Below are 24110 nucleotides of genomic sequence, written 5' to 3'. Positions count from 1 at the left end.
CCCGGCGGCGGCCTCGGTGTAGGCGTGCGAGCAGCAGATCTGCGCGCTGGTCGCGGCGACGGCGAGGTCCTCCGGGTCCGCGTGCGGCGTCAGCGCGGCCATGTAGGCGGCCGACCGCGCCGCCTCGACCGCGACCATCATGTCCGCGCAGCGATGCTTGATCGCCTGGAAGGAGCCGATGGGCCGGTCGAACTGGTGCCGCGTTCTGGCGTACTCGACGGAGGTGTCCAGGCACCACTGCGCTCCCCCGGCCTGCTCGGCGGCCAGCGCGATCCGCGCGTGGTCCATGGCGGTCTCGGTGACCGACGGGTCGGACGACACCAGCCGCGCCGGTACGGACGCGAAGTCGAGCCGGGCCATCCCCCGGGTCGGGTCGACCGCGTCGTGGGCGCGGCGGGTCAGCCCCGGGGCGTCACCGGACACGGCGAACAGCGCCGTACCGGCGTCCGTGGCGGCGGTGACGAGGATCAGGTCGGCGATCGCCCCGTCCAGGACGAAGTACTTCGCGCCGTCGATGACATGCCCGTCGCCGTCCGGCTTGGCCGTCACCCGCGCCGCGCGCGTCTCCCAGGCCCCGTCGCGTTCCGCCAGGGCGAGGGTCGCGAGGGTGGACCCGGCGGCGATCCCCGGCAGGTACTCCGCCTTGAGCCTCTCGTCGCCGCAGGCCAGCAGGGCGGGGAGCGCGAGGCCCGCGGTGGCCAGCAGCGGGCCGCCGGCCAGTGCCCGGCCCAGCTCCTCGAACACCACGCACAGCTCGGCGGGGCCGCAGCCCGACCCGCCGTACTCCTCGGGGACGGCGAGCCCCTGGACGCCGATCTCGGCGGCCATCCGCCGCCACGACTCCGTGTCGTGCGCGCCGGGCGCGTCGATCAGGCCGCGGCGGTCGGCGTGCTCGTCGAGGAAGGCGCGCATGACCGCGCGCAGTTCCTCCTGCTCGGGGGTGAAGGCGATCCCGGCGCTCATGAGGTGGTCCTTCCGAAGAGGGCCCGGACGCCCGGACGGCTGATCTTCATGGACGGGGTGCGCGGCAGCTCGTCCACGACCTTGATCTCGGTGGGCAGCTGGTAGCGGGCCAGCCGGTCGCCCAGCCACGCGCGGAGCTCCGCGGGGTCGGCCGGTGCGCGCAGGGTCACCGCCGCGACCGGGACCTCGCCGAGCCGCGGGTCGGGCAGCCCGACGGCGGACGCGTCGGCGACGGCCGGGTGCGCCCTCAGCGCGTCCTCGATGACGCTCGGGACGATCGTGAAGCCGCCGCGGTTGACCGCGTCGTCGGCGCGGCCGTGGATGTACAGGAACCCGTCCTCGTCGAGGGAGGCCAGGTCGGTGGTCCGCGTCCAGCCGTCGCCGTCCACGGGGAGCTGGCCGCCGCGCGCCTCCAGGACGCCGGTCTCGCCCGGCGGCAGCGGCGTGCGGCTCTCGGGGTCGACGATCCGCAGTTCGATGCCGGGATGGGCGCGCCCGACGCTGCCGCGCTTGGCGTGGCCCCATTCGCGGTGCAGCTTGAGATGCCATCCCGCGATGGCGCCGGCGAACTCGGTCGCGCCGTAGTTGGTCAGGATGGGCAAGCCATAGCGGGCCTCGAAACGCTCGGCGTCCGCCGGATCGAGGGGCGCGGTGCCCGACAGCACCGCGCGCACGCCCTCGAACACCTCCCCGGGGACGCCGGCGTCCAGCACCATGCGCATCGCCGCCGGTGGCAGCCCGACGATCCTCGGCCGGTGCGCGCGGACGAGGTCCGCCCAGGCGTCCACCTGGAATCGTTCCAGCAACGCGGTGGTGCGTCCCTCCAGGACGTTGTTCACCGCGAAGTACAGGCCGCTGATGTGCACCAGGGACGTCCACAGGATCCCGGTCTCGGGCCGGAGCCGGACCTCGGCGTCCATGGCCGCCTTGGTGCCGGAGGCGTCGAACGCGGCCGTGAGACGGGTGTAGGTCAGCTCGACCCGCTTGGGCCTGCCGGTGGTGCCGCTGGTCAGCATGAGCACGGCGACGTCCGAGGGGTCCGCCGTGCCGGGATCGGGTCTCCAGCCCACGTCGCGCCCGGCCAGCGCCCGGTCCCGTCCGGTCTCGACGGCCAGGGCGGCGACGGCGCGCGCGGCGTCCTCGATGCCCTGTCTCGACCAGTCCTCCGGGTCGGCGATGACGGCCTGCGGCGCGAGATCCGCGATGTCCTCGGTCAGCCCCGTGTCCCCGTGGAAGGGGCTCAGCGTGATCACTTCGCGGCCGGTGGCGAGCACGGCGATCAGCGCGGACAGCAGGGCGGGCCGGTTGCGCAGCACGATGCCGACGCGGCGGACGCCCGGCCCGCCCAGCAGCCGTTCCAGGTCCTGGATCGCCTCGGCGTGGTACGACCATGGGTAGGCGCGGTCGCCGAAGGTGAGCGCGGTCGCGCCGGGGTCGAGCGCGATCACCTGGCGCAGCCGCGCGGCCAGCGGCCTCGCCGCCCGCGGCGGGACGTCGGTCATGGGGTCCCTCTCCTCCATCGCCTCGACCACGTCGCGTCAACCACGGGGAACGACCGGGGCGGACGTCAGCCCGGTGACGATGTCGCGCTTGACGACCTTGCCGGTGGCGGTGCGGGGCAGCTCGGGCCAGCAGGCGATGCGGTCGGGGGTCTTGGAGCCGCGGAGCCGTTCCCGGACGTAGCCGCGCAGTTCCTCCGGGTCGAGGTCGCCTCCGGAGGCGGGCACGACGACCGCCTCCACGCGCTGCCCCCACTCCTCGTCGGGAACGCCCACCACGGCGGCGTCGGCCACGCCCGGATGGCGGAGCAGGACGTCCTCGATCTCGGCGGGGGCGATGTTCTCCGCTCCCCGGATGATCGTGTCGTCGACCCGTCCCTCCACGAACAGATAGCCCTCGTCGTCCAGGCGGCCCTGGTCGCGGGTGTCGAGGAAGCCGCGCTCGTCCACCGGCGATCCGTGGCCCGCGTACTCGCCGGCGACCTGCTCGCCGCGCACCCAGATCCGGCCGCGTTCCCCGGGAGGCAGCGGCCGGCCGCCCTCGTCGCGGATCTCCAGTTCGACGGCCGGGACCGGGCGTCCGGCCGAGCCGATCCTGGCCCGGACCCGCGGGTCGCCGGAGGCGAGCGCGGCGCGGTGGTCGTCGGGGCCGAGGACGGCGATGGTGGAGCTGGTCTCGGTGAGGCCGTAGGCGTTGACGAAGTCGACGTGCGGCCATTCGCGCAGCGCCCGCTCGATGACGCGGGGCGGCATCCTCGCGCCGCCGTAGGCCAGGGAGCGCAGGCCGGGGACCGAGCGGTCGAGGTCCGGCGCGTCCATGATGCGGGCGAGCATCGTCGGGACGACCATCGCGTTGGTCACCCCCTCCTTCCGCACCAGCTCCAGCCATGCGTGCGGCGTGAAGGAGGGCAGGGTCACGCAGCGGCGCCCCGCGTACAGGTTCGTCAGCACGTTGGAGACCGCGGCGATGTGGTACGGCGGGACGCTCATCAGCGCCGCCTCGTCCTCGCCCGCCGACGCGAACTCCACCGTCCCCAGCACGTAGGAGACCAGGTTGTGGTGGCGCAGCAGCACGCCCTTGGGCTCGGAGGTGGTGCCGCTGGTGTAGATGAGGACGGCGGTGGCGTCGGGCTCGGAGCGGACGTCTTCCTCCTCGCCGTGGTCGGCCGCCTCACCGGCGTCGCGCACGAACTCCTCCGGGGTGCGCGCCGGCAGGCCCGCTCCCTTGAGCGCGTCGTGCCGGTCCTCCTCGGCGATGCCGAACGCGTTCGGGTGGCCGGCCAGCAGCCGGCCGAGCTGTTCGTCGCCCAGCCGGTAGTTCACCGGCACCAACGGGACGCCGGCGAAGGCCGCCGCGAACATCGCCACGGGAAAGGCCGGGCCGTTGGCGGCCAGGTGGACCACGGCCTCGGCGCCGGACTCCCGGATCCGCCGGGCGGCGCCGGTGGCCAGGGCCCGGAGCCGGGACGCGGTCAGGCCGCCGTCGCGCGACCCGGCGACGATACGGTCACCGAAGCCGTCGGCCGCCATGTCCAGCAGGATCGTCACGTTCATCGCATGCTCCCGTCGCCGGCCACGGCCGGGTCAGTCCGAGGCCGGAAGCGGCTTGGCCGCCTTGATCCGCAACGCCACGCCGTTCGCCTCGACGGTGCCGTCACCGGGCTTGGTGCACAGCAGCTCGATCCCGAGGTCCTCGTCGGCATAGCGCTTGCCGAGCCGGGTCCCGTCCCGCAGGGCCGGGTCCGCGGTGGCGGTGGGCGCGGCCGCCTGGCCGGCGTCCACCATCGGCGCCCCGCCGCAGCGCAGCTCGACCTCGGCGGCGGGGGCGCGGACCACGATCATCCTGGTGCCGTCGACGGTGCTCGCCACCTGCTGGCCCGGACGCAACCTCATCCATCCTCCTCATACAAAGGTAACTAGGTTATCTAACCGGCGTCCCGTCGGGCGCACGGCGTTCTCCCGATCAGCGGGGCTCGCGGGGCAGGCCGAGAGCGCGCTCGGCGATGATGTTGCGCATGATCTCCGAGCTGCCCCCGGCGATCGTGTACGCGCGGGCGTACAGATAGGCGTCCTGCCAGCGCCCCCCGGCGACGGCGTCCGGATCGCCCTCGGTCAGGACGCCGAGGGCGCCCGCGAGGGACACGGCGTACTCGGCCATCCGCAGGTTCAGCTCGCTGAAGGTCAGCTTGGTGGCCGGGGCGTCGATCACCCGCGCCCTGCCCGCCCGCCACCGCGCCATGGAGGTATGGGCGAGCAGCGCGCAGGCGTCGACCTCCGCCCGGAACCCGGCGAGCCGCTGGCGGACGTCGTCCCGTTCCAGCGCCGGCCGCCCGTCCATGGTGACCTCGCGGGCCAGGGCGACCAGGTCCTCCCAGGCCATCTGCAACCGCACGACCGAGACGCCCACGCCGTTGCGCTCCTCGGCCAGCGAGGTGTTGGCGATCAGCCAGCCCTGGCCCGGCTCGCCGATCAGCGCGTCCGCGGGCAGCCGCACGTCGTCGAAGAACACCTCGTTGAAGTCGGAGGTGCCGGTCAGCTCCCGCAGCGGGCGCACCTGCACCCCCGGAAGGCGCATGTCCAGGGCGAACGCGCTGATGCCCTTGTGCTTGGGCGCGTCGGGGTCGGTGCGTGCCAGCAGGTATCCGTACCGCGCCCAGTGCCCGTTGGTCGTCCAGACCTTCTGGCCGTTGACCACCCACTCGTCGCCGTCGCGCACCGCCGTCGTCCTCAGGGACGCCAGGTCGCTGCCCGCGTCCGGCTCGCTGAACAACTGGCACCACAGGTCCTCACCGGACCGGATCCGCGGCAGGTACCGCCGCTTCTGCTTCTCCGTGCCGAACTGGATCAGCGCGTGCGCGGCCAGGGAGCCGCCGCTCGCGGGCATGGGAGCGCGCGCCCGCGCGATCTCCTCCCCCACCACGAACTCGCGCAGCGGGTCGTGTCCCGGTACGCCGCCGTACTCCTCGGGCCAGTCGGCGCCGAGGTACCCGGCCGCGTACAGGTCGGCGGTCCAGCGCTGGAGCTCCTTCAGCTCGGCGGCGTTCTCGGGGCTGCGCACGCCCGCCCTCACCTTGTAGCCGGGGGCGTGGGACGCGACGAACGCGCGCACCTGCCCGCGGAACTCCTCCAGCGGCGTGCCGGCACCGAACTCCACGACGCCACTCCTTCCGTTCTGGGGGTGCGACCGGAACAAGGCGATCATTGGAACAAGGCGACAAGGTCCACGCGGCTGACCTTCTGGGACACACCGCGGGGCAGTTCCGGCACGTGCAGGAAGCGCACCGGCACCTCGTAGGGCAGCAGCTCGCGGCGGCACCAGGCGCGCAGTTCCCCGTCCCCGGGGACGTCCGCTCCGGGGCGTACCTCGAACGCCGCGACCGGCACCTGGCCGAGGCGCTCGTCGGGCAGCCCGGCGACCGCGGCCTCGGCCACCGCCGGATGGCGTTCCAGCGCGGCGGCGACCGTCGCCGGGTGCACCTTGAAGCCGCCCCTGATGATCACGTCGTCGGCGCGGCCCTCGATCCACAGGAACCCGTCCTCGTCGAGCCGCGCCAGGTCGCTGGTGCGGATCCACTCCCCGTCCCCTCCGGCCTGGGCGGTGCGGACCTCCAGCAGGCCGCGCTCGCCCGTGGGGAGGACCTCGCCGTCCGCGCCGGTGACGCGCAGGTCGACACCCGGAAAGGGGCGGCCGACGCTTCCCTTCTTGCGTTCCCACCAGGTGCGGTGCAGGCCGAGCGACCAGCCCGCGACGGCCCCGGAGAACTCGGTGGCGCCGTACACGACCAGGACCGCGACGTCGTACCGGCGCTGGAACGCGTCCGCGAGGTCGGGCGGGGTGGGCGCCGCTCCCGCCATGATCGCGCGCAGGCTGGACAGTTCCTCGGGAGGCACGTCGGCCTCCAGGACGCTGCGCATCGCCGCGGGCGGCAGCCCGGCGACCTTGGGCCGGTGGGCGCGGATGACCTCGCGCCACCCGTCCAGCGTGAACCGTTCGAGCAGCACCATGCGGCGCGCCTCGGCCAGGGACTGGATCACTCCCCAGAGCCCGCCGATATGGACCATCGGCGTGCTGATCAGGGAGACGCCGCCGGTGAACGGCGCGCGTTCCCTCCGCCTCGCCGCCATGTGCCCGTCGACGGAGCCCAAGGTGGCGTCCAGTTGCCGGTACGTCAGCGGAACGCGCTTGGGCGGCCCGGTGGTGCCGGACGTGCTCAGCTCGACCGCCACCCCTGGCGCGAACCTGGTGGGCGTCGCGGTTCCCTCCAGGGGAGGGGACGGGACGCGCCGCACCGAGACCCCGTCGGCCATGTACCCGGCGGCGCCGGCACGGGCGGCGGCCGACGCCCGCTCCCGCGACTCCCAGAACGCCGCGGGCGCGAACAGGACCGGCGGGGCGGTGCGTTCGATGTCGGCGGCGAGCCGGTCGCCGGGTTGCAGGGGGTTGAACACCGTGAGGCAGCGGCCGGTGGACAGGGCGAGGTGGGCGAGCGCGACCGATTCGGGACGGTTGCCGAGCACGACGCCGACGCGGGCGCCCTCGCCGAGCCCGAGGGCGTCCAGTTCCCGCCCGGCGGCCTCGCCGAGCCGCCGCAGCTCGCCCCAGGTGGCCGTGCGTCCCTCGAACTCGACCGCCGGGACGTCCGCGTCCGCGCCGAGGAGCGCGCGCAGCCGCGCGGTGAGGGATGGGCCCGCCGTGGATCCGTCCATCACGGCAGTTCGGGGACGGTCGCGCCGGCCATGCCACCGTGGCGGGCGGGCTCGGCGATCGCGGCGTCGCGCATCCATGCCTCCCAAAGGTAGTTAACCAAGTTATCTCACAATAGCTGCGGGCTACATGGTTTACTAGGTTATCTACCACAAGGCGCCGATCCGCAAGGCGGGCGGCCTCCAGGTAGATATCCTTGTGCACCTGGTCAGCCTTCAACAGGGAGCGATCATCCATGGCACTGCCGGAGTCAGGAGTACGGCGCGGTCTGCCCGCGGGCGCTTCCTCCGACGGCGTCCGGCCGCCCAAGACCGGTGAGCTGGTGGCGCGGCGGCTGCGCCGCAGGATCGTGGAGGGCTCGCTCGCCGACGGCGACTACCTGCCCAACGAGGCCACCCTCATGGAGCACTTCGGGGTCTCCCGCCCCACGCTCCGCGAGGCGTTCCGCGTGCTGGAGTCCGAGGGGCTGATCGAGCTGCGCCGCGGGTCCCGCACGGGCGCGCGGGTGACCGTGCCGGGACCGGAGGTGGTCGCCCGGCCCGCGGGGCTGCTGCTCCAGCTCGCCGGCGCCACCCTCGGCGACGTGTACCAGGCGCGCAGCGCGATCGAACCGCCCGCGGCGCGGCTGCTCGCCGCCGACGGCGACGAGGAGCGGTACGCGGCCCTGGAGCGGGAGCTGGAGCACGCGCGCGCCTCCGTCACCGACTACGAGCAGTTCGCGATCGACAGCGCCCACTTCCACCTGCGGCTCGTGGAGCTGTCGGGCAACCGGACCCTGGCGCTCATGGCCGGGATGATCCACGAGATCATCCTGCGGCAGACCCAGGCGTCGGTGCGGGCGCACGAGGCGACCGGAGAGCCCGGCGACTACGCCCGCGCGCTGCGCGCGTACGAGAAGCTGGTCAAGCTCGTCCGGGCCGGGGACGGGGCCGCCGCCGAACGCTTCTGGCACAAGCACCTCCAGGTCGCCGACCAGCTCGTGTTGCGCGATCGCGAGTCCACCTCGGTCATCGACATCCTGGAGTGAACGCCGGTCATACCACCAGCTCCATCAGCCGGGCGTAGTGGTGGCGCGGGGTGCCGCCCAGCAGCTCGCCGGTCTTGATCCGGCGCAGGAAGAGATGCAGGTCGTGCTCCCAGGTGAAGCCCATCCCGCCGTGCAGTTGCAGCGCGGTGCCGGCGACCCTGGAACAGCCCTCGCCCGCGGTCGCCGCCGCCTCGGCGATCCTGAGCCGCCGGGCGTGCGCGTCGCCGGCGTCCAGCGCGCGGGCTCCCGCGCGCACGGCGACGCGGCACCGCTCGACGTCGACGGCCATGTCGGCGCAGTGGTGCTTGACCGCCTGGAAACCGCCGACCACCCGCCCGAACTGCCGCCGCTCCCGCACGTAGCGAAGCGTCATCGTCAGTAGCCGCTCGGCCGCGCCGAGCGCGTCGGCGGCATGATGCAGGGCCAGCGCGTCACCCAGCGCCTCGGCCGTCGCCGGCGCGACCGCCGTCCACGATCCCGCCGGTACGCGGACACCGTCCAGCGTCACGGCGGCGAAGTCACGGGTGATGTCGAGCGAGGCGCGCGGCGCGCGGCCCAGCCCGGCCGCGTCCGCCGGGGCGAGCGCGAACACCGGCCCACCGTCCCGCCCGGCCGCGGCGACCAGGAGCGCGTCGGCTCCCGGCGCGCCCGCCACGATCCCCACCCGGCCGTCCAGGGTCAGCGCGCCGTCCGGACCGGCGGACGCCGCGACGGACGCCTCCCCCGGTTCGGGCAGCACCGGCACCACCAGCGCGGATCCCGCGGTCATCCGGTCGGCCAGGTCGCCGCCGATCCCGATGTCGTCGAGCAGGCGGCACACCAGCGCGGCCTGGCCGAGCGGCAGCGGGGACGCCGCGTACCCCAGTTCCTCCACGACCAGCGCGAGGTCGGCATGCGTGCCGCCCTCGGCGTCCCGCAGCAGCCCCACCAGGCCGAGCCCGGCCGCCTCCCGGAGGTCCTCGCGGCGCGCGAGCGGCTCGCCGTCCCCGCCGGCGTGCGCCGCGGCCAGGTCGGTCCGCCCGTCCAGCCAGTCCCGCACGGTCCCGGCCAGGGCCTCCTGTTCGTCGCTGATGACGAGGTCCATCCGCGTTCCCCCTCGGCTGCCGCCCGTGCCCGACCGGCCGTGGCCCCAACATAGTTTACGAAGTAGTCTATGTTCTTCGTTGCACCGCGCACCATCCCACCACGCGAAGGAGCCCCATGCCGGACGAGGTACTGGTCGAGCACGCCGACGGCGTCTGCGTCATCACCATCAACCGCCCCCGGACGCGCAACGCCGTGAACCGGGCGGTGACCGACGGCGTCATCGCCGCCGTCGACGAGTTCGAGTCGCGCAAGGACCTGACCGTCGCCATCCTCACCGGCGCCGGCGGCACGTTCTGCTCGGGCATGGACCTCAAGGCGTTCGCGGCGGGCGAGACGGTCGCCGATCCCGAGCGCGGCCTGGCCGGCGTCACCCGGCGGCCGCCGCGCAAGCCGACGATCGCGGCGGTGGAGGGCTACGCGCTGGCCGGGGGCTGCGAGATCGCGCTGGCCTGCGACCTGATCGTGGCGGCCGAGGACGCCAGGTTCGGGATCCCCGAGGTGAAGCGGGGCCTGGTGGCGGGCGCCGGCGGGCTGATCCGGCTGCCGCGCCGCGTCCCGCACGCGGTGGCGATGCGGCTCGCGCTGACCGGCGAGTTCATCACCGCCGCCGAGGCCGAGCGGTACGGGCTGGTCACCGAGCTCGCCGCGCCCGGCCGGGCGCTGGCGGCGGCGCGCGCGCTGGCCGCGACGATCGCCGCCAACGCCCCGCTCGCCGTCGCGGCCACCAAGCGGATCCTGGACGCCCAGGCCGACTGGCCCATGGACGAGGCGTTCGACCGGCAGCAGGAGATCCTCGCCCCGGTCTTCACGTCCGCCGACGCCCGGGAGGGCGCCATCGCGTTCGCCGAGAAGCGCCCGCCGGTCTGGCGCGGCGAGTGAGAGCGTGCCGCCGGACTACGTAACTAACTAAGTTAACTTAGACTTCTCAATTGCACCTGGCGATGTCAGCGGCGGCGAAGAACCTGCCGACTCTTGACTCACTTGGCTAACTCAGTGCACGGTATAGGGATCCGCAGTGGTGTGGGTCACATCGCCGCGGTCTCCCTGCCGTGTCCGGCCACAGCCCCAGGACGGTGTCCGTGCTGCAGTACGTCCTCGCCGGTCTGGCGCTGGGCGCGATCTACGCGATCGCGTCGGCGTCGCTCGTCGTCACCCACGTCTCCTCCGGCGTCTTCAACTTCGCCTTCGGGGCCATGGCCTTCGCGGTCGCCCGGTTCTACTACTTCCTGCACACCGAGAGCGGATGGCCGATCGTGGCCGCCGCCGTCGTGTCGCTGGGGATCTTCGCGCCGGCGCTCGGCGCCCTGCTCTACGCGCTGCTGTTCCGCCACCTGCGGCTGCGGCCCCCGCTGATCAAGGTCGTCGCCACGATCGGCGTGTCGGTGGCGCTGCCGCCGGCCATCGACCTGATCTTCGGCAAGCTGCCCAACGCGACCGCCCCCGGGCTGGCCCCCACGCCCGTGGCGGTGTTCCACCCGTTCGGCGCCACCGTCACCATGGACCAGATCGTGAACTACCTGGGCCTGCTGACCGTGGTCTGCGTGGGCGTGGCGGTGCTGAGGCTCACCGATGTCGGGCTCAGGATCAGGGCGCTGGTCGACTCCCCCGCCCTGACCGGCCTGTCCGGGGTGAACTCCTCGCGGGTCTCGCTCGGCGTCTGGGCCGCGACCACCACGCTGGCCGGGCTCGCCGGGATCCTGGTCGCGCCCACCGCGGGCCTGACGACCGAAGGCATGACCTTCCTCATGGCCGCCGCGTTCGCCGCCGTCGTGGCCGCGCGGCTGACGAGCCTGCCGATCGCCGTGCTCGCCGCCCTGGCCATGGGCGTGGTCACCACCGTGGTGCAGCGCTACCTGGACCCGGAGAGCGCGCTGTCCGCCCAGGTCGTGCCGAGCATCCCCTTCGCGTTCATGCTGCTCTTCCTCCTCTACTACGCGGCGCGCGGCCTGGTCGGCGACGGGCCGGCGGGCGGGACGCTCGACCGGGCGATCCGGGTCGAGGACGGCGGCGCGCGCGGCGCCGACCACCGGCCCGGCCAGCGCTCCCCTTCGGCGGTGGCCTCGGCAGCAGGGCTGTTCGTCGTGGCGGCGCTGCCCCTCGTGCTGGACGAGTACTGGGCCGGGCTGGTGGCCTCCGGGCTGGCCCTGAGCCTCGTCCTGCTGTCGTACACCCTCGCCACCGGTGAGGGCGGGATGCTCTGGCTCTGCCAGATCACCTTCGCGGGCCTGGGCGCCCTCATCTCCGCGGAGCTCACCACCACCTACGGCTGGCCGCCGCTCGCGGCCGTGCTGATCGGGGCGGTGCCGGTCCTCGCGCTGGGCGTCGCCATCGGGCTGCTCAGCATCAGGCTCGGCGACCTGTACGTGGCGCTGGTGACGCTGACCTTCGGGCTGCTGGTGCAGACCCTGGTGTTCACCCGCGACCGCTTCAACAACTACGGGCAGGGCGTGGCGATGTCCCGGCCCGGTTTCGCCGAGGACGACCGCGTGTTCGCCTACCTGACCCTGGTCGCCTTCGCCGTGCTGGCGCTGTTCCTGGTCAACTTCCGCCGCTCGACCGCGGGCCTGGCGATCATCGCGGTGCGGTGGAGCGAGGACGGGTCGCGGACGGTGGGGCTGAGCATCGTGCGGACGAAGCTGCTGGTCTCGGCGCTGGCCACCTACATCGCGGCGGTCGGCGGCGGCTTCCTGGCCATGGACGCCCAGGCCGCCCTGCTGGACTCCTACAACGTGTTCGGCGGCCTGATCTGGCTCGCCGTCCTGGTGACGATCGGCTCCCGGTCGCCCGCCGCGGCGCTGGTGGCGGGGTTGAGCTTCCACCTCCTGCCGGGCGTGTTCCACACCTACCTCCCCACCGGCTGGGGTGAGGTGCCGGTGCTCCTGTTCGGCCTCGGCGCGATCATGGTCGCGAAGGACCCCGACGGCGTCCTCGCGATGCACGCCCGGCAGTTGCGCGGGCTCATGGACCGCCGCGCCGGGCGCCGGGCGGACCCGGTCCCCTCGGACGGCGCAGGCGCTCCGCCGCCGTCCCCGGCGGGGAACGGAACGCTCCCCGCGAGCGGCCCGGACGATCGCCCGAAGGCTTCATCCGAATCCGAACTCACCGGCGGGGAGCGCGCATGAGCACCGTGACCACCGGCCCGTCCACGACGACCGCCCGGCTGGAGGCGTCCGGGGTGACGGTGCGCTTCGGCGGGCTCCTCGCCCTCGACTCGGTGGACCTGGCCGTCCCGCCCGGCGGCGTGGTCGGGCTCGTCGGACCGAACGGCGCGGGCAAGAGCACGCTGTTCGCCGTGCTGTCCGGCCTGCTCCGACCGGACGCGGGACGGGTGCGGATGGGCGGCGCGGACGTCACCCGCGCCTCCGCCGCCGCGCGGGCGCGGCGGGGCCTCGCCCGGACCTTCCAGCGTCCCGAGCTGTTCTCCGGCCTGACCGTCCGCGAGCACGTCGTGCTGGCCGACCGCGTCCGCCACCGCGGCGGCCGGATCCTGCGCGACCTGGTCACCGGCGGCGGCCTCCGGCGGCCGGACGCCGGCGAGGACGAGCGGGTCGACGCGATCCTGGACTCGCTGCGCCTGGCGGACCTGCGGGACCGCGAGGTGTCGGGGCTGCCCCTCGGCGCCTGCCGCCTGGTCGAGGTCGCCAGGGCGCTGGCCACCGGGCCGGCGGTCCTTCTCCTGGACGAGCCCTCGTCGGGACTCGACGGCCGCGAGACCGAGGAGCTGGCGGCCACGCTCGCGCGCGTCAACGCCGACCACGGTGTGTCGCTGCTGCTCGTCGAGCACGACGTCGAGCTGGTCCTGGGGATGTGCGGAACGGTGTACGTCCTCGACTTCGGCGCCATGATCCGGTCGGGTCCGCCGGAGGAGATCCGCTCCGACCCCGCCGTGCGCGCCGCCTACCTCGGGGCGGAGACGAGCCCCCAGCGCGGCGCCCAGGATGCCGTCCCGGACGAGGAGAGCCGTTGAACACCAGCACGCCCCTGCTGTCGGTGCACGATCTGGAGGTCCGCTATGGCCCGGCGCTCGCGCTGTCCGCGGTCTCCCTGGACGTCCCCGAGAAGGAGGTCCTGGCGGTCCTCGGCGCGAACGGCGCCGGGAAGAGCACGCTCGCCCGCGCGCTGAGCGGCCTGGTGCCGCCGAACGGGGGGCGGATCACCTTCGCCGGGCGGGACATCACCGGCGCGTCCCCCGGCGCGATCCGCCGTTCGGGCCTGATCCATCTGCCCGAAGGGCGGGGGATCTTCCCCGGCCTGACCGTCCACGAGAACCTCCGCATGGCGCTGACCGCGGCCGGCGCGGAGCGCGACGGAGCGATCGACCGCGCCTTCAGCATCTTCCCGGTGCTGGGCGAGCGGCGGCGGCAGCGGGCCGGCACGCTCTCCGGGGGCGAGCAGCAGATGCTGAACCTCGCCCGCGCGCTTATGATCACTCCGCGGCTGCTGATCGCCGACGAGCTCTCGCTCGGCCTCGCGCCCAAGCTGGTCGACCTGGTGTTCGACGGCCTGGAGCGCGCCAGGGCGGCGGGTGTGGCGATCATCATGATCGAACAGTTCGCGCACCGGGCGCTGGACTTCGCCGACCGGTGCCTCGTCCTCCAGCGCGGGAGGGCCGCGTGGTCGGGCCCGGCGTCCGCGGCCGGGAACGAGGTGCTACGGCACTATCTCGGAGAGGCCGCATCATGATCGACACCGAGGACCGCTTCACGCCCGCCGACGACGACCTGCACCGTCCCGGCGACGACTTCTACGAGACCGAGACCTTCTGGTACTCCTTCTTCGTCCCCGAACGCGACCTGGGCGGCTGGCTGTACGCCTCCGTCCGCGGCACCCTGGGGTCGACGGGCGGCGGCATGTGGATCTGGGACCGGACCGCGACGGACCCGTGGAGCGTGCCCTTCTTCGAGCAGTTCGCCCACCTCAAGCCGCCGGTCCCACGCGGCCCCGGCGCCCTGGACTTCCCCACCGGCCTGTCGGTGCGGACGCTGCGGCCCGGCATGTCGTACGACCTGCGCTACGAGGACCGCGATCGCGTCCAGGTGCGGTTCCGCTTCGACGCCGTCGAGGAACCGGTGCCGCTGCGGCGCGGCGAGCCGCCCTACCCCAAGGCGTCCCACTACGACCAGACGGGCAGGATCACCGGCCACATCCTCCTGGACGGCGAACGGATCGACGTCGACTGCCATGCCATGCGCGACCGTTCCTGGGGACCACGGCACGAACGCGGCTACCGACGGGTCGGCTACACCTGGGCGGCCTCCCCCGACCTCAGCCTGCTGACCTACACCGCCCCCAGCGGCACCGGCCCCGAGCGTGTCTACTCCGGTTACGTGCGGCGCGACGGACGCCTGGCGCGCATCGTGGACGGCCGCCGCGAGGTCGAACGCCACCCCACCGAGAACTGGGTGACGGCGATCTCTCTTGAGGTCCGCGACGAGCTGGGCCGCGTCACGACGGGGCATGCCGAGGGCACGAGCAGGCTGTTCCTCCCCGGCGCCACTTCGCTGTGCCTGTGCACCTGCCTGCGCTGGACGGTCGACGGGCGGTCCCTGTACGGCGAGGACCAGGACGTCTGGCCGATCAAGGAGTGGCCCCGCCCCTCGGCCGCTTCGTGAGGGGCGGGACCGTGGCGCTCAGACCAGTTCGATCAGGGTGGCGTTCGCGGTCCCGCCGCCCTCGCACATGGTCTGCAGGCCGTACCGCAGCCCCTTGTCCCGCATGTAATCGATCATCCGCGTGAGCAGGACGGCGCCCGACGCGCCCAGCGGATGCCCCAAGGCGATCGCGCCGCCCAGCGGGTTGAGCCGGTCGGGATCGGCGCCCGTCTCCGCCAGCCAGGCCAGGGGCACGGGCGCGAACGCCTCGTTGACCTCGTAGACCCCGATCTCCCCCAGGCCGACCCCGGACTTGGCGAGCAGCTTCGCCGTGGCGGGGATCGGCCCGGTCAGCATGAGGACCGGGTCCGCGCCCGAGACCGCCCCGCCGTGGTAGCGCGCGATCGGTGACAGTCCCAGCTCGCGGGCCTTCTCCGGGGTGGTGACCAGCAGCGCGGCGGCGCCGTCGGAGATCTGCGAGGCGTTGCCCGCGTGGATGACGCCGTTCTCCTGGAAGGAGGGGCGCAGCCTGGCCAGCGTCTGCGGGGTGGTGCCCCGCCGGACGCCCTCGTCCTTGGTCACCTGCCCGGCCTCGGTGGCGACCGGGACGATCTGCCGGTCGAAGGCCCCGGAGTCCTGCGCGGCGGCGGCGAGCTCGTGCGACCGCGAGGCGTACTCGTCCAGCCGCGACCGCGAGAACCCCCACTTCTCCGCGATCAGCTCGGCGCCGACGCCCTGGTTGAACGCGAAGTGGTCGTACCGTTCCATGACCGCGGGCCCGTACGGCATGCCCGTCTGCCTGGCCGCGCCCAGCGGGACCCGGCTCATGGTCTCCACGCCCCCGGCGACGACGACCTCCTGCTGCCCGGACATGACCGCGTACGCGGCGAAGTCGAGGGCCTGCTGGCTCGACCCGCAGGCGCGGTTCACCGTGACGCCGGGGACGGTCTCCGGCCATCCCGCCGCCAGCGCGGCGAACCGCGCGATGTTGCTGGACTGGTCGCCGACCTGGCCGACGCAGCCCCACACGACGTCGTCGACCATCTCGGGATCCAGGCCGGTGCGCTCGGCCAGGGCCTTCAGGACGACGGCGGACAGGTCGGCCGCGTGAACGCCGGCCAGTACGCCGTCGCGCTTGCCGACCGGCGTCCGCACCGCTTCGACGATGACCGCATCGGGCATGGGAGTCCCCTTCCGGTTGCCGAGCACCAATATCAGGATACTCTTTTCCGCCGCCGTTCTGCATCTGGCCGTTCACCCTGCTTTACATCGCCTACCGCAGCCTGGACACGCGGCTGGGCACACGCGCGCCCGGCCACGGCTGGGAACGCATCCCCTAATGCGTCGGGGCGCTGATCTGCTGCGGCTTGCCGTGCTCATGCAGCGTGAGCTTCGCCTTGAATTTCACGAGCACCCCCCGGGTCATGTCCTTGTTGCCCACAGGAAACTCGCTCTCGACCTCCAGGAGCCGGGGGCGGTCCTGGTCGTCCACGAACAGCCTGAGCTGGACCACCGCATCGCGTGGATAGACCTTGCGTGCGATGGCGCGGAGATCCGGGACGTCTTCGAGGCAGTCGTCCACCGTGCAGGAGATCCAGTATCTGCGCGTCCTCATCCCCGCCGTCGTGGTCGGGGACGGCGGTCCGGCCAGCGTGCCCTTGCTCCGGAACATCGCCGCGACCATGGTCGTCCGCAGCATCGTCCCGGTGGCGGCGGGGTCGAGCCCGCGATTGCCCACCACCGCCGTCGGCGCGGGGAGGGTTCGCCATTTGGACGATTGCAAAGTGTTGCGGACATACGTGCGGTCGCCCACGACGACCACGCGGACGGCCCCGTTACGCACGAGGTCCTCGCCGTACTCCCGCTCGATCGTGGTGGTGACCGACCGCAGGTCCAGGTCGGTGGCGGGCTGACCTGGATCGGAGCGCTGGACGCCCCGCATCTCCGCGTTCATCCTGATCGGCGGGAAGCCCATGCCGTTCACGAACACCTTGACCTCGACATCGGCCCGGTGCGGCCGTTCCAAACCGCTGAGGGCCTTCTTCAGGTGCTGGTGGGCCTCCTGCCGTGGGTCCTTGGGCCCGTTCTGCCCGCAGCCGGTCAGGACCACCGCCACGACTCCCGTTACGGCGCACGCGGCACGCCAATTCATCGCGTTCTCCCTCTTCAGTGCTTTCAAGCGCGCCGCTCAGCGGTAGCGGATGATGACGGGGGTGCCGGTGACCTGCACGGACTGGCCCGGCTGCACGGGCTGCGGCGATGCGCCGATGCGCTCGGCCTCGTAGGTGGTCGGCCCGGTGGGATAGCTGACCGACCCTTGCCCGGTCCAGCGGATGACGGCGTACTCGCCGGTCTGATAGACGAAACCGCACTGCCACATATCGGGAGGCAGCCCGTAGGCGGTGCCGTGGCCGCAGTACCGGATGGACGCGCCCTTCATCCAGCCGACGAGCTGCGTCACCGCGTGCCCGGCGACCGTCGGTTCCCGTCCCGCGTCCTGGAGCTTGAGTCCAAGGCCGTCCCCGCCCCAGCCGTAGTAGTAGGACCTGCCGAGCCGGTTGTAGAGGCCCATAAGGAAATAGCGCGTCACCCAATCCGCGGCCTGGCGGTCGGTTCCGGGGAACGGATCGGCCTCGGGCTCCTCGGTGGTCTCGGTGTCCCAGATCGGCTTGGTGACGCCCCGGCCGGCCAGTACCGAACGTGCCGTGGCGACCATGTCCTCGGCGCGCTCCGGCCAGACGATCGCGTGATCGGTGCCGTCCGTGTAAAGGTGAACGGCGACCCGGTCGGCGTAGGTGTAACCGCCGAGTTCGGCGAACCGGCGCATCCAGGTCCGCACCTCCGTCCGGTGCAGCATGGTCGCGCTCGGGCTGACCACCAAGGCGGACGGGTCCACCGACTTGATGATCTGGTAGGCCCGGCGCGCCATGTCCCACATCCGCTCCACGGTGCCGCCGTAGTAGCCGGGGTGTGTGGCCTCGTTCCAGAGTTCGTACGCCTCGATGCGGCCCTTGTAACGAGTCACGACGCGGTGGACGTAGTCGTCCCAATCGCTCAGGTCTTGAGGCGGTTCGATGGTGCAGGGCTCGCTGTACTTGCAGGGGTCGCCCTGCGGGTTGGCCCACAGCGGGGTCTGCCCCATCGTGTAGAGGACCGGCAGTCCCTTGGACCGCGCCCCGTCGACCAGGGCGTCGAGCGTCGACCAGTTGTACACGTCCTGCCGCGGTTCGATGTTCGACCAGCGCGTCGCGTCGTCCCAAAGCCGGACCGCGCCGACGCCGATGGTCGGCATGCTGCCGTCGCCGACCCCCACGATGTCGACGCCGAAGCCCACCGTGCCGACGGGAACCGGCGGATCCGCCGACCAGCCGCCCGACGACTGCGATACCGCGCCCGCCGCGCGAGCCGTATGAGCGGCACCGGCCGACGCGCCGCCGCCCGGGTCCGGTGCGGCGATCGCGGTGAACACGGCCAGGGCCGCGACCGTTGCGATGACGCCGATGACGTTCCGGAGCATGGCGACGTCCCCCGTTCGTTCCTTTGTGGTGCCGCTGGTGACTCGTGCGCCGAGCACGGGATCCGTGCCACCCGTTCACGGATCCGCACCAATGGGTAGCGCGCCGCGCCTATCCGATCGCTATCAGGCGCCTGTCCGCGCTGTTCAGGGCGCTCCGGGCGGTCAGCCGAAGCGGATCAGGACGGGACGCTCGCCGATCACCACGGGCCGCCCCGAGCGGACGGGCACGGACCGCCCGTCGAGATGGTCGACGCGCCGCGCGCCGCGTTCGAGGGTCATGGCGGCTGCGCCCTCGGCCGTCCAGCGCACGGCGGCCTCCCCGCCGCCCCGCGTACGGGGGACCGTGAACCGGCACTCCCACACCCCGTCCGGCAGGCCGTTGGCCCGTCCCTGCCCGCACGACCGGACGGACGCGCCGTCCAGCCAGTCCTGGAGCCGGTCGATGAACAGCGCCGCCCGGGTAGGCGCGCTGCCCTCCACCTGGAGCACGAGAGGCAGGCCCTGGACGCCCCAGCTATAGAAGTACATGCGGGTGTAACGGGCGTAGAGGCCCGCCAGGTAGAAGCGCACCGCGTAGTTGTTGGCGTCGCGCTCGCGCAGTGGCTTTTCCGTGGGGACGGAATGACCCGGCCCTGTGGCGTACATGGGCAGGTGCACCCCGGCGTTGTGCAGCGTGTTGTAGATGAGGACGGCCAGTTCCGTCATTTCCTCGGGACGGCCGGTGTTCCTGCGCGGATGCAGCTTGACCGCGGCGGCGTCACAGGAGCGGTAGCCGCCCAAGGTCGCGAAGGCCGCGAGGGACCGGCGTCCCTGGGACGTCCACAGTTCCCCGAAGGAAGGACACACCACGGTGGCACGCGGGTCCTCCTCCTTGATGATGGCGGCGGCCCGGTGCGTCATCTCCACCAGAGTCGTCAAGTCACCCGTGTAATGCTCGGGGGTGTTGGCGAAGTCCCAGATCTCGTAGGCGCCGATACGTCCCTTGTAACGGGACACCACCGCGCGCACGTACTCGTCCCAGTCGGACAGGTCGCGGGGCGGCGCCGTCCTAGAGCCGTCGTCGTACGCACTGCGGGGAGCGTCCGGCGCCGCCGCCCAGGATGGGGTGATGCCCATCGTGTAGAGCATCGGAAGGCGCTTGCGCTCCGCACCCGCCACCATCCGGTCGAGGTTGCTCCAGTCGAATCTGCCGGGTTCGGGCTGGACGTTGGCCCATCGCGTACGGCTGTCCCAGAACCGGGCCGCCCCGATACGGAACCCCGGCATGGCGCCGCTCTTGGTTCCGATGGTCGTACCGAAGAAGGACGCCGGCACCGGCTTCGGCGGCGACTCCCTCCAAGCGGGCCCGGGGACGAACTGCACCGGCGGCGCTTGCGCGGACGCCCCGGTGGTGAACCCGCCTGCCGCGGCCGATCCTCCGGCACAGACCATCAAGGCCATCGCCACGGCCACACCGATGGCCCTGACCCGCCTGCTACCGGCCGGCCCGGCGGCGGATGCGGCGGGTGCCGAGGTGCCGGTGGGAGGCGATTCGCGCGGGCGTTCCGGGACGGGGATGAGCGGTTCGGGGTCGCGATCGCCCCTCAGGATCACCTCGTGCAACTCGCGCAACCGGGCCGTCGGCTCCAGGCCCGTCTCCTCCACGAGCAGTGCGCGCCCGCTGCGGTAGACCTCCAGCGCCTCCGTACGCCGCCCGCAACGGTAGAGGGCCAGCATCAGCCGGGCGCGGAGTTCCTCCCGGAGCGGATGCTCGTCGACCAGCGCCGCCAGTTCCGCCACCACGGCCGCATGCCGCCCCAAAGCCAGCTCAAGGCCGAGGCACTCCTCGATCGCCGTCAGGCGCAGCTCGTCCAGCCGTGCCGCCTCGCGTGGGACGAACGCCGCGCTGGCGCCTTCCAAGGGCTGCCCGCGCCAGAGCGCGAGCGCCGCGCGGAACTCCGCGACGGCTTCGTCCGGTCTTCCCTGGGCGGCGCGGTCGCGAGCACGCCCGACCCGTCCCGTGAACTCCGGGACGTCCAGCGCCACGGAGGTCCCCGGCCGGCCCGTACGGAGGACATAGCCGGGCGGGGTGGTCTCGATCAGCGCACCGGCGGCGCCCAGGGACCGCCGTACCCGGTGCACGAGCGTGTGGACCTGGGTGCGGGCGGAGGCGGGCGGCAGGTCCCCCCACAGCTCGTCCACGAGCCGGTCGATGGAGATCACGTGGTCCGCGTTCAGCAGCAGCGCGGCCAGCAGCGCACGCTGCCTGCCACCGCCGAGCGGCACCGGACGGCCGTCCCTCCGTACTTCCACCGGCCCCAGCAGCGAGAAGCCGACGTCCAGCATGCACTCCTCCAGCCCAACCGCACCGTGGGGACGCACAGGCGGCGCCGCGTTCATGATGCCGCCGGGCCGGCGAGGGTGGGTAGCCGGCAGGCCCGGCGCGGGCCTGCCGGCAACCCTTTCAGGGCGACGTCAGCCGGTGGACGGGCCGGTCCAGCCGACGGGCAGGCGGGCCACCCGGACCCGCTGCGGATGGTCGCCGACGGGAACTGACGTGATCTTGTTTCCGGTGGCGAAGTCGATGGCCGTGACCCGGTCGGCGTCGCTCTCGGAGATCACGCAGGCGCGGCCGTCGCCGCTGACGGTGGCCCAGTACGGCTTGGCGGCCGGGACCAGGGGGCCTTCCTGGAAGGTGGCGCGGTCGACGATGGTGGCGTAGTCGTCCATGGTCCCGGCGATGCACAGCTTGGTCCCGGCGGGGTTCATGGACATGCCGTGGTGGCGGGAGTCGTTGACGAAGGTGGTGCGGTCGTCGGAGGTGCCGGGGTTCTTCGGGAGGGTCTTCATCCGGGTGATGGCGTCGGAGGCGACGTCGTACTCGAAGAAGCCGTTGAAGAACGAGACCTGGAAGTACAGCGTGGACTCGTCGGGGGTGAAGGCCACCGGGCGCACCGCGTCGGACATGTCGCGGCGGCCGAAGGCGTCGAGCCGCTGCCGCATGTCGACGGTCCTGACGACGTCGTACGTGGTGGCGTCGGCGATGGTGATCTTGCGGTCGCCCTTGAGGAAGTCCTGCCAGGGCGCGTCGAAGTCGTTGTTCACCTCGCCGATCGACATGTTCCAGATCCTGCCGTCGCGGGTGAAGACGTTCTCGTGGGGCTTGTCGCCGGTACGGAACGACCCGAGCTGCCGACCGGTGTTGATGTCCAGCACGTGCACGGTGTTGCTGGTGGACGCCGACACCGCCACCCGGGAGCCGTCGGGCGAGACGGCCATGTGGTCGGAGCGGAAACCGGAGACCGGGAAGCGCCACCGCACCGCGCCGGTGGCGGTGTCGATGGAGACCACGTCGGCGAAGCTGGGACGCGAGACGACGATGGCCGAGCCGTCGGGCGTGCTGTACAGGTCGTCGGTGAACTGGTCGTGGCCCTCGCCGACGGTCTCGCGGATGCCGAGGAAGAAGGCCAGCCGGAGGGGATTGAGATAGATCTCGCGGAGCCGCTCCGCCTTGTCGGGGATGAGGTCGATCCGGCCGATCTTGGCGAAGTCGCCGCTGGACCTGATGACGTCGGCGGTGCCTTCCCAGTTGTTGCCGACCAGCATCACCTCCTGCAGCGGCACGGCGTTCGCGGGGACGGTTCCGGCCGTGACGGTGGCGGCGGCCGTCGCGATCGCCAGGGCGCCGCCGAGCAGGGATCTGCGTAGGCGCGCGGCGGTCGGAGCTCGCATGTTCGTCCTCCTGGGGGTGAGGGGCGGGACACGTGATGAACGCACATGCTCATAGAGTGGAAACGGCCGTTTTCAACTCTCGGTTACTGGATAGTAATCTTGGGTGACGGCCGCCACAAGACCCGATGCGGAAGCGATCGGCGGACCAGGCGAAGGGGGCGCGGTGGCCAACCGGAACCCGGCCGCGGCCGGCCGGTACAAGGGCAGGCCGGTCGCCGAGCGCCGGGCCGAACGCCGGCGGCGCTTCCTGGAGGCGGCCCTGGAGCTGTTCGGCGCCGGCCCCGGCTACCGCGACACCAGGGTCGTCGACATCTGCAAGGCGGCCGGGCTGTCCACCCGCCAGTTCTACGAGGAGTTCGACACCCTCGAAGACGTCCTGGCCGAACTGCACCTGTACGTGAACGACGTCGCCCAGCAGGCCGTCCTCGACGCGCTGCCCCACGTCCAGGACAAGCCGGTGACCGAACGTTTCACGCGCCTCGTGCGCGCCTACATCGAGGGCGCCGCGTCCGACCCGCGCCACGCCCGCATCGCCTACGTCGAGATCATCGGCGTCAGCCGCCGCATGGACCGTCAGCGCCTGGAGCGCCGCGCCGTCTGGATCGACCTCATCGCCGGGACCGTCGACGAGGCCATCCGGCGCGGCGAGGTTCCGCCCGGGAACTACCGGATCGCCGCCGCCGCCTTCATCGGCGCCGTCAACGGCCTCATGCACGACTGGGTCGTCGGCTGGGTCGACGCCACCCTGGACGAGATCGCCGACGAGCTTCTGCGCATGGCCCTCGGCCGGTACACACTCGTCAGCGGCGAGAACCCGGACCGCTAGGGCGCCGCGCCACCGCCATCGCCAAGGACGTCGTGGTCGGCCTCGCCACGGACGCCTCGGGCGAGATCACCAGCACGGCCGCGCAGGTGGTGAGCGCGCTCAACGGCCGCTCCGCCGCGGCGCGGCTGCTCACCGCGAGCACCTACCGAGGGAACACCGGCTCCGGGGCCGCCTGACCAGCCCGTACGTGGTGCGGCTCTTCCGGTTCGTGGAGAGCGAGCAGGGCGCGGCGATCGTGATGGAAGCGATCAACGGGGTGTCCCTCAAGGCGGTGCTCGGTGAGAACGGCGCGCTGGCACCGGAGGCGGCGCTGCTGGTGCTGAAGGGCTCGCTGCTGGGGCTGGCGGCGGCGCACGCCGTCGGTGTGGTGCACCGCGACTACAAGCCCGCCAACGTGGTGGTGCAGGCCGACGGGCTGAGCAAGCTGGTCGACTTCGGTGTCGCGGTGCTGGCCGGGGAGGGCTCGCTCGCCGGTACGCCGGCCTACATGGCGCCCGAGCAGTGGCGCGGGGAGCCCTGCACGCCCGCCACCGACGTGTACGCCGCCACCTGCGTGTTCGTCGAGTGCGTCACCGGGCGGCGGCCGTACGCGGGCGGCGAGCGGGGCGCCCTGATGCACCAGCACCTGAACGCCCCGGTCGGCCTCGACGACGTGCCGGAACCGCTGCGTCCCCTCGTCCTGCGGGGGATGGCCAAGGAGCCCCTGGAACGGCCCGCGGGCGCCGCGGCGTTCGTCGCCGAGCTGGAGGCCGCGGCGGTCGCCGCGTACGGCAGCGGATGGGAACGGCAGGGCGTGCGCGCGCTGGCCGCGGGCGCGGTCGCGCTCGCGGCGCTCTTCCCGCTCGGCGCCATGGCCGTCGCGCCGGGCGCCACGGCCGCCGCCGCCGGAGCGGGCGCGGGCGCCGCCGGAGCCGGTGCCGGAGCGGGAGCGGGCGGAGCCGCCGCCGGTGGCGGCGCGGCCGGAACGGTCGCGAGCAAGAGCTTCCTCGCGACGGCGGCGGGCAAGGGCGTGTTGGCGGCGGCCACCACCACCGTCGTCGCCGCCGCGGCGACAGGAGTGGCGATCCACGCGAAGTCCGACTCCTCGAAGGACGTGCCGCCGCCCGTGGCGGTCGTGCGGCTCGCCGCCCAGAACGAGCGGATCGCCGACCCCAACGTGCTGGTCCGGAACGCCCAGTACGTGAC

The 24110-nt window shown here is 72.9% G+C and carries 21 protein-coding genes; 9 read left to right on the top strand and 12 right to left on the bottom strand.

Annotated elements, in window-relative coordinates; all coding sequences use genetic code 11:
- From ACGWYJ_RS35955 to ACGWYJ_RS35930, 6 genes are all read right to left on the bottom strand, one after another.
- On the bottom strand, positions 1-963 hold a 963-nt coding region (locus tag ACGWYJ_RS35955; RefSeq protein WP_395111040.1), incomplete at its 3' end, for an acyl-CoA dehydrogenase family protein.
- A complete protein-coding gene (locus ACGWYJ_RS35950) occupies positions 960-2465 on the bottom strand; it encodes a class I adenylate-forming enzyme family protein (RefSeq protein ID WP_395111039.1) in 1506 nt (501 codons plus the stop codon). The genes ACGWYJ_RS35955 and ACGWYJ_RS35950, both read right to left, overlap by 4 nt.
- A 36-nt stretch (positions 2466-2501) precedes the next feature.
- Positions 2502-4016, bottom strand: coding sequence for a class I adenylate-forming enzyme family protein (locus ACGWYJ_RS35945; RefSeq protein WP_395111038.1), 1515 nt, complete (start codon positions 4014-4016; stop codon positions 2502-2504).
- 30 nt (positions 4017-4046) lie between these two features.
- A complete protein-coding gene (locus ACGWYJ_RS35940; protein ID WP_395111037.1) occupies positions 4047-4355 on the bottom strand; it encodes a hypothetical protein in 309 nt (102 codons plus the stop codon).
- 70 nt (positions 4356-4425) lie between these two features.
- Positions 4426-5616 (bottom strand): acyl-CoA dehydrogenase family protein, encoded by a 1191-nt coding sequence (locus ACGWYJ_RS35935; RefSeq protein ID WP_395111036.1) that lies wholly within the window; start codon positions 5614-5616, stop codon positions 4426-4428.
- A gap of 44 nt (positions 5617-5660) precedes the next feature.
- Complete coding sequence (locus ACGWYJ_RS35930; RefSeq protein ID WP_395111035.1) at positions 5661-7169, bottom strand: class I adenylate-forming enzyme family protein; 1509 nt, start codon at positions 7167-7169, stop codon at positions 5661-5663.
- Between the two features lie 233 nt (positions 7170-7402).
- Between ACGWYJ_RS35930 and ACGWYJ_RS35925 the strand changes: the two genes are divergently transcribed.
- Complete coding sequence (locus ACGWYJ_RS35925) at positions 7403-8194, top strand: FadR/GntR family transcriptional regulator (RefSeq protein ID WP_395111034.1); 792 nt, start codon at positions 7403-7405, stop codon at positions 8192-8194.
- A gap of 7 nt (positions 8195-8201) precedes the next feature.
- On the opposite strand, the gene ACGWYJ_RS35920 is transcribed toward ACGWYJ_RS35925, so the two are convergent.
- Positions 8202-9278: an acyl-CoA dehydrogenase family protein gene (locus tag ACGWYJ_RS35920; protein ID WP_395111033.1), complete on the bottom strand. Its 1077-nt coding sequence runs from the start codon at positions 9276-9278 to the stop codon at positions 8202-8204.
- Between the two features lie 116 nt (positions 9279-9394).
- On the opposite strand from ACGWYJ_RS35920, the gene ACGWYJ_RS35915 reads away from it, so the two are divergent.
- The 5 genes from ACGWYJ_RS35915 (at position 9395) to ACGWYJ_RS35895 (ending at position 14892) form a co-directional block, all read left to right on the top strand.
- Positions 9395-10159, top strand: coding sequence for a crotonase/enoyl-CoA hydratase family protein (locus ACGWYJ_RS35915; RefSeq protein ID WP_395111032.1), 765 nt, complete (start codon positions 9395-9397; stop codon positions 10157-10159).
- Positions 10160-10353: 194 nt separating this feature from the next.
- Positions 10354-12402: an ABC transporter permease gene (locus ACGWYJ_RS35910; RefSeq protein WP_395111031.1), complete on the top strand. Its 2049-nt coding sequence runs from the start codon at positions 10354-10356 to the stop codon at positions 12400-12402.
- Positions 12399-13247: an ABC transporter ATP-binding protein gene (locus ACGWYJ_RS35905; protein WP_395111030.1), complete on the top strand. Its 849-nt coding sequence runs from the start codon at positions 12399-12401 to the stop codon at positions 13245-13247. Before ACGWYJ_RS35910 ends, ACGWYJ_RS35905 begins: the two co-directional genes overlap by 4 nt.
- The gene (locus ACGWYJ_RS35900; protein WP_395111029.1) at positions 13244-13963 is read left to right on the top strand and encodes an ABC transporter ATP-binding protein; all 720 of its coding nucleotides are present in this window, start codon (positions 13244-13246) and stop codon (positions 13961-13963) included. Before ACGWYJ_RS35905 ends, ACGWYJ_RS35900 begins: the two co-directional genes overlap by 4 nt.
- On the top strand, positions 13960-14892 hold the full coding sequence (locus ACGWYJ_RS35895) for a hypothetical protein (RefSeq protein WP_395111028.1): 933 nt from the start codon (positions 13960-13962) through the stop codon (positions 14890-14892). The genes ACGWYJ_RS35900 and ACGWYJ_RS35895 overlap by 4 nt, the downstream gene beginning before the upstream one ends.
- 18 nt (positions 14893-14910) lie before the next feature.
- On the opposite strand, the gene ACGWYJ_RS35890 is transcribed toward ACGWYJ_RS35895, so the two are convergent.
- The 5 genes from ACGWYJ_RS35890 to ACGWYJ_RS35870 form a co-directional block, all read right to left on the bottom strand.
- Positions 14911-16053 carry a thiolase family protein gene (locus tag ACGWYJ_RS35890; RefSeq protein ID WP_395111027.1) on the bottom strand — a complete coding sequence of 381 codons (1143 nt, stop codon included), beginning with the start codon at positions 16051-16053 and terminating at the stop codon, positions 14911-14913.
- Between the two features lie 154 nt (positions 16054-16207).
- Entirely contained in the window at positions 16208-17023 is an 816-nt protein-coding gene (locus tag ACGWYJ_RS35885; protein WP_395111026.1) for a hypothetical protein, read from the bottom strand.
- A 36-nt stretch (positions 17024-17059) separates the two neighbouring features.
- The gene (locus ACGWYJ_RS35880; RefSeq protein ID WP_395111025.1) at positions 17060-18388 is read right to left on the bottom strand and encodes an endo-1,4-beta-xylanase; all 1329 of its coding nucleotides are present in this window, start codon (positions 18386-18388) and stop codon (positions 17060-17062) included.
- Between the two features lie 162 nt (positions 18389-18550).
- Complete coding sequence (locus ACGWYJ_RS35875; RefSeq protein ID WP_395111024.1) at positions 18551-20713, bottom strand: BTAD domain-containing putative transcriptional regulator; 2163 nt, start codon at positions 20711-20713, stop codon at positions 18551-18553.
- Between the two features lie 129 nt (positions 20714-20842).
- Complete coding sequence (locus ACGWYJ_RS35870; protein ID WP_395111023.1) at positions 20843-22099, bottom strand: YncE family protein; 1257 nt, start codon at positions 22097-22099, stop codon at positions 20843-20845.
- Positions 22100-22262: 163 nt separating this feature from the next.
- On the opposite strand from ACGWYJ_RS35870, the gene ACGWYJ_RS35865 reads away from it, so the two are divergent.
- The 3 genes from ACGWYJ_RS35865 to ACGWYJ_RS35855 form a co-directional block, all read left to right on the top strand.
- Positions 22263-22925 (top strand): TetR/AcrR family transcriptional regulator, encoded by a 663-nt coding sequence (locus tag ACGWYJ_RS35865; RefSeq protein WP_395111022.1) that lies wholly within the window; start codon positions 22263-22265, stop codon positions 22923-22925.
- Between the two features lie 32 nt (positions 22926-22957).
- Positions 22958-23101 (top strand): hypothetical protein, encoded by a 144-nt coding sequence (locus ACGWYJ_RS35860; RefSeq protein ID WP_395111021.1) that lies wholly within the window; start codon positions 22958-22960, stop codon positions 23099-23101.
- A gap of 11 nt (positions 23102-23112) precedes the next feature.
- Positions 23113-24110 (top strand): serine/threonine-protein kinase (locus tag ACGWYJ_RS35855; protein WP_395111020.1); only part of this gene is annotated, 998 nt, incomplete at its 3' end.

Source organism: Actinomadura sp. SCN-SB (assembly GCF_043906805.1).
Lineage (GTDB): Bacteria > Actinomycetota > Actinomycetes > Streptosporangiales > Streptosporangiaceae > Spirillospora.
Note: the sequence above shows the minus strand (reverse complement) of the source record. Positions and strands in the feature narration are given on the sequence as shown.

Coding starts and splice junctions, on each gene's coding strand:
- ACGWYJ_RS35950 (WP_395111039.1), bottom strand. CDS start 2,465: ATGACCGACGTCCCGCCGCGGGCGGCGAGGCCGCTGGCCGCGCGGCTG.
- ACGWYJ_RS35945 (WP_395111038.1), bottom strand. CDS start 4,016: ATGAACGTGACGATCCTGCTGGACATGGCGGCCGACGGCTTCGGTGAC.
- ACGWYJ_RS35940 (WP_395111037.1), bottom strand. CDS start 4,355: ATGAGGTTGCGTCCGGGCCAGCAGGTGGCGAGCACCGTCGACGGCACC.
- ACGWYJ_RS35930 (WP_395111035.1), bottom strand. CDS start 7,169: ATGGACGGATCCACGGCGGGCCCATCCCTCACCGCGCGGCTGCGCGCG.
- ACGWYJ_RS35925 (WP_395111034.1), top strand. CDS start 7,403: ATGGCACTGCCGGAGTCAGGAGTACGGCGCGGTCTGCCCGCGGGCGCT.
- ACGWYJ_RS35920 (WP_395111033.1), bottom strand. CDS start 9,278: ATGGACCTCGTCATCAGCGACGAACAGGAGGCCCTGGCCGGGACCGTG.
- ACGWYJ_RS35915 (WP_395111032.1), top strand. CDS start 9,395: ATGCCGGACGAGGTACTGGTCGAGCACGCCGACGGCGTCTGCGTCATC.
- ACGWYJ_RS35905 (WP_395111030.1), top strand. CDS start 12,399: ATGAGCACCGTGACCACCGGCCCGTCCACGACGACCGCCCGGCTGGAG.
- ACGWYJ_RS35895 (WP_395111028.1), top strand. CDS start 13,960: ATGATCGACACCGAGGACCGCTTCACGCCCGCCGACGACGACCTGCAC.
- ACGWYJ_RS35890 (WP_395111027.1), bottom strand. CDS start 16,053: ATGCCCGATGCGGTCATCGTCGAAGCGGTGCGGACGCCGGTCGGCAAG.
- ACGWYJ_RS35885 (WP_395111026.1), bottom strand. CDS start 17,023: ATGAATTGGCGTGCCGCGTGCGCCGTAACGGGAGTCGTGGCGGTGGTC.
- ACGWYJ_RS35880 (WP_395111025.1), bottom strand. CDS start 18,388: ATGCTCCGGAACGTCATCGGCGTCATCGCAACGGTCGCGGCCCTGGCC.
- ACGWYJ_RS35875 (WP_395111024.1), bottom strand. CDS start 20,713: ATGCTGGACGTCGGCTTCTCGCTGCTGGGGCCGGTGGAAGTACGGAGG.
- ACGWYJ_RS35870 (WP_395111023.1), bottom strand. CDS start 22,099: ATGCGAGCTCCGACCGCCGCGCGCCTACGCAGATCCCTGCTCGGCGGC.